6 protein-coding genes are annotated in these 6,054 nt (G+C 64.3%); 2 read left to right on the top strand and 4 right to left on the bottom strand.

Annotated features, from left to right (window positions below):
* Nucleotides 1–74: 74 nt before the first annotated feature.
* Together EOA38_RS25100 and EOA38_RS25095 are read left to right on the top strand one after the other, a co-directional pair.
* Nucleotides 75–749 carry a hypothetical protein gene (locus EOA38_RS25100; protein WP_127300488.1) on the top strand — a complete coding sequence of 225 codons (675 nt, stop codon included), beginning with the start codon at nucleotides 75–77 and terminating at the stop codon, nucleotides 747–749.
* A gap of 129 nt (nucleotides 750–878) precedes the next feature.
* Complete coding sequence (locus EOA38_RS25095; protein ID WP_126091668.1) at nucleotides 879–2,657, top strand: GtrA family protein; 1,779 nt, start codon at nucleotides 879–881, stop codon at nucleotides 2,655–2,657.
* A gap of 13 nt (nucleotides 2,658–2,670) precedes the next feature.
* Here the strand turns inward: EOA38_RS25095 and EOA38_RS25090 are convergent, their stop codons facing one another.
* From EOA38_RS25090 to cobT, 4 genes are all read right to left on the bottom strand, one after another.
* Nucleotides 2,671–3,156 (bottom strand): SRPBCC family protein, encoded by a 486-nt coding sequence (locus EOA38_RS25090; RefSeq protein WP_126091667.1) that lies wholly within the window; start codon nucleotides 3,154–3,156, stop codon nucleotides 2,671–2,673.
* Nucleotides 3,153–3,509: a metalloregulator ArsR/SmtB family transcription factor gene (locus tag EOA38_RS25085; protein ID WP_126095728.1), complete on the bottom strand. Its 357-nt coding sequence runs from the start codon at nucleotides 3,507–3,509 to the stop codon at nucleotides 3,153–3,155. Before EOA38_RS25085 ends, EOA38_RS25090 begins: the two co-directional genes overlap by 4 nt.
* Nucleotides 3,510–3,753: 244 nt before the next feature.
* Nucleotides 3,754–4,776 (bottom strand): esterase-like activity of phytase family protein, encoded by a 1,023-nt coding sequence (locus tag EOA38_RS25080; protein WP_127300487.1) that lies wholly within the window; start codon nucleotides 4,774–4,776, stop codon nucleotides 3,754–3,756.
* The coding region (cobT, locus tag EOA38_RS25075; RefSeq protein WP_127300486.1) for a cobaltochelatase subunit CobT at nucleotides 4,773–6,054 on the bottom strand (1,282 nt) is incomplete at its 5' end. The genes EOA38_RS25080 and cobT, both read right to left, overlap by 4 nt.

Here is a 6,054-nt window from a genome sequence, read left to right as displayed (position 1 = left end):
GCGGTCTAGAGCATGATCCCAAAAAGTGGGAACCGGTTTTTGGAACAGATCATGCTCCAACAAAAAGAGAGCGCATGATCCCCTGGGTTCAGCTTGCTTCGGCCCGCACGCCCGACGGCGCTCAAGAGCTTCGCCTGAAGCAGCGCGGTGCTGAATTCTCGATCATGCTGGGCACCAATGAGCTGATGAACAGCCGCCTCAGCGGCTCCGAAGAGGCGCTCGCCAAGCTTTCCTGCGAGCGTATCGCTGGCCGCAAGCAGCCAAGAATCCTTATCGGCGGGCTCGGCATGGGCTTCACCTTGCGCGCCGCCCTTGCCGCGCTTGATGGGGACGCCGCCGTCACCGTTGCCGAACTGGTCCCCGAGGTCGTCGCCTGGGCACGCGGTCCCATGGCCGGAGTTTTCGACGGCTGCCTCGACGATCCCCGCGTCACCATTCGCGAGGCTGATGTCGGTCAGTCGATAAGGGCGGAAGCGGCCGCTTGGGACGCCATCCTGCTCGACGTCGACAATGGTCCCGAAGGCATCGTCTACAAGGGAAATGACTCGCTCTATAGCGCGGCAGGCCTCGCAGGCGCGCGCGCCGCATTGAAGCCCGGCGGCGTCCTGGCCGTTTGGTCGCAAGGACCGGATAGCGGCTTCACGCGGCGGCTGAAGCAGGCGGGCTTCATTGTCGCGCGGATCAATGCGCGCGCCCGCGGCAAACGCGGCGCCCGTCACGTGATCTGGATCGCAGCCGCCGGGCAGTGATCCCTATCGGCCGCTCGCCGCTCGGGCCAGCCCGCCTGACGATCCCGGCTATCCGTCTCCATCGGCTTTACGCTTTGTTACGGCTGTTGGTGCAGGATCGCGAAAACGATCCAGGACATCGCCGCCAGCATGACCATCCAGGGCACCGGTTGGAAACATGATTTCCTGCTCGCGCTCTGCGCGACGCTGCTCGTGCTGGCGATCAATGCGATCTCCGGCTTCCCGACGATCGCGGACCTTGGCGCCGACAACGACAGCATGCTGAGGTTGGTCGAGGTCCGCGACCTGCTGGCAGGCCAGAGCTGGTTCGATCTCCACCAGTACCGGATGGGCCTCGCCGGCGGCTTCCTCATGCACTGGTCGCGACTGGTCGATGCGCCGATCGCGCTGATCATCCTCGCCTTCCAGGCGCTGGGCGCCGGCACCGCCGCCGCCGAGAGAGCGGCGCAGATCATCTGGCCGCTCTCGCTTTATGGGCTCACCATATTCGTCATCCTGCGCGCCTCGCGGCGCTTTGCCGGCGCCGACGTGGCGATGCCGTCGCTGGTGCTGGCGACCGCGGCGCTGTTCTTTCTCGGCATTTTCAACCCCGGCACGCTCGACCACCACAATATCCAGCTCCTTTTGACGGCGGCCGGCCTCTGGCTTCTGATGGAGGCGCCCTTCTGGCGGCCGGCGGCCCTTCTGTCCGGCCTGTGCGCGGGCCTCACGCTCGCCGTCGGTATGGAGACGGCGCCCTATGTGGCGACGCTTGGCGCCTGCGCCGCTGTGCTCTTCATTCTCGACGAAAAAGAGCGCCCGACGGCGCGCGGCTTCGGCATCGGATTTGCCGCGATAGCCTCGGCGGTCCTTGTCGCCACCATACCGCCGTCGGCCTGGGGCGTGGCCCAATGCGATGCCTTCTCGGCCTTCCAGTTCGTGCTCGCGGCGCTGTCCGGCTTCGGCCTGGCGGCGATTGCGGGCTTGTCCGGGCAATCGACGGCCGGGACACGACTCGTATGGATGTCGGCGCTGGCCGTCGCGGTTGCGGCCGTCGCGATCGTGTTCTTCCCGCAATGCCTGGCATCGCCTTATGCCGGCATGGACGAGCGAATTCGCACCTATTGGCTGAACGACGTCGTCGAGGCGCAGCCCTTCCTCAGCGTGGCCGTCAAGCAGCCGAAGCTGATGGCGGCGCGCTATGTGACGCCCTTCATCGCGATGCTGTTGATCGGTCTTCAGCTCCGTAGCCGCCGCCTGCGTCGCGAGGAAGCCCTTGTCGCCACGCTGCTGGTCGTCGCTTTCGCCTTAAGCCTCTGGCAGGTGCGCGGTTCGACCTTCTCGGTCGCCTTCGCAGTGCTGCCGCTCTCGGCCTGGATTGCCGGGCTGCGCCTGCAGGCAAGCGCCGCGCAGTCATGGCGCGTCTCCACCCGCATCGCGGCGGGATGGCTGGTGTCGCTCAACGCGACCTGGGCCGGCGTCGCGGTGGCGGCGCAGTCCGTGGTCCACAAGGCGCCCACGGGCATCAATTCCGACGCGGATCATGCCTTGACCTGCGGCAAGGCCGCGGACTTCGGCGATCTGGCCGTCATGCCGGCAACGACGGTGCTTGCGTCTTCCAATCTCGGCTCGGCCATAGTGATGTTTACCGGCCACAGGGCGTTGGCCGGCCCCTACCACCGCAATGTCGGCGGCAATCTTGCCATGCTCGACGCCTTCATGGGGACGCCGGACGCCGCCCGCGCCATCGTCGAGCGCGAGCATGTCGGGCTTATCGCCATATGCCGCGGCAATTCGGAAGAGCTGTCGCTCGCCGCCGAGGCTCCCGCAGGCCTGGTCGCGCGGCTGCTGCGCGGAGACGTGCCGGATTGGCTGGAATTGGACAGCTCGACCGCCGGCAAGCCGATCGAGCTGTACAAGGTCCGCTGACCGGCTGAGCTGTCTATTTCGATTTGTCCAGGTAGGCGGCAAGCGCTTCGAGCAGGCCACGCGTACCCTCCTCGCGCCCCTTCGCCGAATCGGCGCCGTCGAAAAAGGCGCCTTGTTCGGTATAGGTCAGCCGTGTGCCCTCGCTCGATGGGGTCAGTTCGACCGTGGTCAGCGACACCGACAGCGGCTGAGGTCCGATCGCCATCTTGTAGGTGAAGACGATACGCTGGTTCGGCACAATGTCCTGGAATTGCGCGTCGAGCCTAATCTCAGGCCCACCCGCGTAGCTGAAGCGTGAAACTTCGCTACCGCCAACGCGGAAGTCGAAGCTGAACTCGGAGATGGCAAAGCCGTCGCCTTCGATCCGCCATTGCCGCACGGTCGCCTTGTCGGCAAATGCGAAGAACACACGTTCGGGCGATTGCGGGTAGGTCCGTTCGATAGTGAAGGTAGAGTGGATGACGGAATGTTCGTCTTTCACGGAGGTTATCTGGTTCATTGCTTCTGGTCCTGATTCTTCTTAGGTGATTGGTCCGTCTCGGCCAAGATCTGGCCGAGGCGATCAAGCTGGCGTTCCGCAGGTATGCGGCGTTCCGCGATCCAGTCGGCGAGCGGAGCGAGCCCGCCCGGTTCGATCCGGCAGGTGCGCACCCGCCCGATCTTTTCGCTGCGGATCAGCCCGCAGGCCTCCAATGTCTGCAGATGTTGCAGCACGGCGGCGAAAGTCATGCCGAACGGTTCGGCCAACTGGCTGACCGTGGCCGGCCCTCGGCTTAATCTTTCCAGGATCGCCCGTCGCGTGGGTTCGACGAGAGCCCTTAGAATATCGTCGATCTCGGAATAGTTAAGCATTGACTTGAGTATTGACGGAGCACGATAAATTGTCAAGTATCGGCTAAAGTATTTTGAGCAAAAGGCAGGAAAATGCAACGATATCAGTTATTTATGAAATGCGCAGGACGAGCGCGAACCGGTTTCCCTCCCCGGAATTGCGTCAAAGCGAAGAGATAAAAGGCGTCCTGCGTTTCTAAGAAGCGATGAATCGTTATAAGCGTCCGCCGACCAGCAAGGCCGGAATTTAGCCGCCGAGCTTTGCTCAATCCTGGTGCAGGATGAATTCCAGATAGAGATTGCGCTGCAGGATCGAGTGATTGTCGTCCGACATCAGTGAAACCATCAGCGCGCCGTCATCGCGGGTCCAGACGTCAAGCCCTTCCATATTGTCGATCTGGTAGCCCATGTCGGCTTCCATCAGCACCGGTCCGTCGGCGACCGCGCCCTTCTCGACGCTCTCGCCATAGATGCGCCGCAGCCGCATCTTCACCCCGCGCGCCATCGAGAAGCTGCGCTCGAGCAGAAGCAGGTCGCCATCCGGCAGGAAGGCGCCGTCGGTGATGTCGAAATCGCCGTTGCGCCTGATGGTGAAGACGCCCTTCTTCGGTCCCTCGATGAGGGCGGCATAGATATTGCCGGCCTTGTCGAGGCTCTTTTCCGAGACCACGACCAGGCCACCTTCGTGCTGGCCGTAAGGATTGGCATGCGTGACCGTCTCGAAGCCGCGGTTCTGGCGCAGCTCCCGGGCCGGAACCAGATAGTCGAGCGTCTTGAAGGGCGCCTTCATGTTGTCCGGGTCGATCTTGAACTGGACGACGCGCTGCTCGCGCTCGAAACCGACGGTGGCGATACCGTCCTTGACCGCGAGGCCTTCCGCATCGACCTTCCACTTCTCGTCGATCGGCCGGCCCGAAGCGTCGACCATCTGCTGCATGCGGAAATTCGACACGCCCGATGGGCGCTTGTCGGCATCGTGGCTGATGGTGCCGAAGAACCAGAAGCCGGTGTCGGCGACGCCAATGAAGTCGCTGCCCGCTTTCAGAAAGCGAAAGGCCGACAGCGCGCCGAAATCGCGTGACGGCGAGGTCATCTCCAGCCCGCCGACGAACTCGAGTGGCCCGAACTGTTTCTGGTCGCGGCCGACGTGGAACTCTGTGATCGGCCGCGCCGAAATCTCGATCGCCTCGACCGGGGCTCGCTGGGCCGCAATCGCCGGCGAAACCACCGCGCAGGTCAGCATGCAGGCGAAAACCGTCAACCGGAATCCGCCTCGCGAAAAGATCATCCGGCGCGCCGCAGGCCGCCGCGCCGCGTATCGCGCGCGCTCTCCTCGCCGAACAGCGAGGCCAACTGCTCGGTCATGGCGCCGGCCAGTTCCTCCGCATCGACGATGGTGACGGCGCGGCGATAGTAGCGCGTGACGTCGTGGCCGATGCCGATGGCGAGCAATTCGACCGGCGAGCGCGTCTCGATCAGCTCGATCACCGCGCGCAGGTGCCGCTCCAGATAGTTGCCGGGATTGACCGAAAGCGTCGAATCGTCGACCGGCGCGCCGTCCGAGATCATCATCAGGATCTTGCGCTGCTCGGGCCGGCCGATCAGCCGGTTGTGCGCCCAAAGCAGCGCCTCGCCGTCGATGTTCTCCTTGAGCAGGCCCTCGCGCATCATCAGGCCGAGATTGCGCCGCGCGCGCCGCCACGGATGGTCGGCGGACTTGTAGATGATGTGACGCAGATCGTTGAGCCGGCCCGGATTCGGCGGCTTGCCGTCCTTCAGCCATTTCTCGCGCGCCTGCCCGCCTTTCCAGGCGCGGGTGGTGAAGCCGAGGATTTCCACGGAGACACCGCAGCGCTCCAGCGTGCGCGCCAGGATATCGGCGCAGGTTGCGGCTACCGTGATCGGCCGGCCACGCATCGAGCCCGAATTGTCGAGCACCAGCGACACCACCGTGTCGCGGAACTTGGTGTCGCGCTCCTGCTTGAAGGACAGCGGCTGCATCGGATCGATGACGACGCGCACCAGCCGCGCCGGATCGAGATAGCCTTCCTCCAGGTCGAAATCCCAGGAGCGGTTCTGCTGCGCCATCAGCCGGCGCTGCAGCCGGTTGGCAAGCCGGCCGACCACGCCGGAGAGATTGGCGAGCTGCTTGTCGAGGAAAGCGCGCAGCCGGTCGAGTTCCTCTTCCTCGCAAAGATCCTCGGCGCCGACCGTCTCGTCGAAGGCCGTGGTGAAGACCTTGTAGTCGATTTCCTTCGGCAGGTTGAGGAACGGATTGTCGTTGCGGCGCGCCTCGCCCGGCGTCTCGGCATCGGAATCGTCCTCGTCGGAAAGATCGTCCGATGTGGCGTCCGTCGCTTCCGTCTCGGCCGACTCTTCCTCGTCGGCGGACGCCTCGGCATCTTCCGACTGCGACTGATCCGAGCCGGAATCGTCCTCGCCGCCCTCCTCGCTCTGCTCCTCGCCCTGCTGCTCGTTCTCCTCGTTGTCCTCCGTGTCCTCGGTTTCCTGGTCGTCGCCGAGTTCCTCGGCCATTTCCATGGAGACGAGCATGTCGCGCACGATG

Source organism: Mesorhizobium sp. M1E.F.Ca.ET.041.01.1.1 (genome assembly GCF_003997355.1).
Classification (GTDB): Bacteria; Pseudomonadota; Alphaproteobacteria; order Rhizobiales; family Rhizobiaceae; genus Mesorhizobium.
Note: the sequence above shows the minus strand (reverse complement) of the source record. Positions and strands in the feature narration are given on the sequence as shown.

What these genes read in the sequence shown, in the direction of transcription:
- EOA38_RS25090 (WP_126091667.1), bottom strand. Translation starts at nt 3,156, where the DNA reads ATGAACCAGATAACCTCCGTGAAAGACGAACATTCCGTCATCCACTCT.
- EOA38_RS25085 (WP_126095728.1), bottom strand. Translation starts at nt 3,509, where the DNA reads ATGCTTAACTATTCCGAGATCGACGATATTCTAAGGGCTCTCGTCGAA.
- EOA38_RS25080 (WP_127300487.1), bottom strand. Translation starts at nt 4,776, where the DNA reads ATGATCTTTTCGCGAGGCGGATTCCGGTTGACGGTTTTCGCCTGCATG.
- EOA38_RS25100 (WP_127300488.1), top strand. Translation starts at nt 75, where the DNA reads ATGATCCCCTGGGTTCAGCTTGCTTCGGCCCGCACGCCCGACGGCGCT.
- EOA38_RS25095 (WP_126091668.1), top strand. Translation starts at nt 879, where the DNA reads ATGACCATCCAGGGCACCGGTTGGAAACATGATTTCCTGCTCGCGCTC.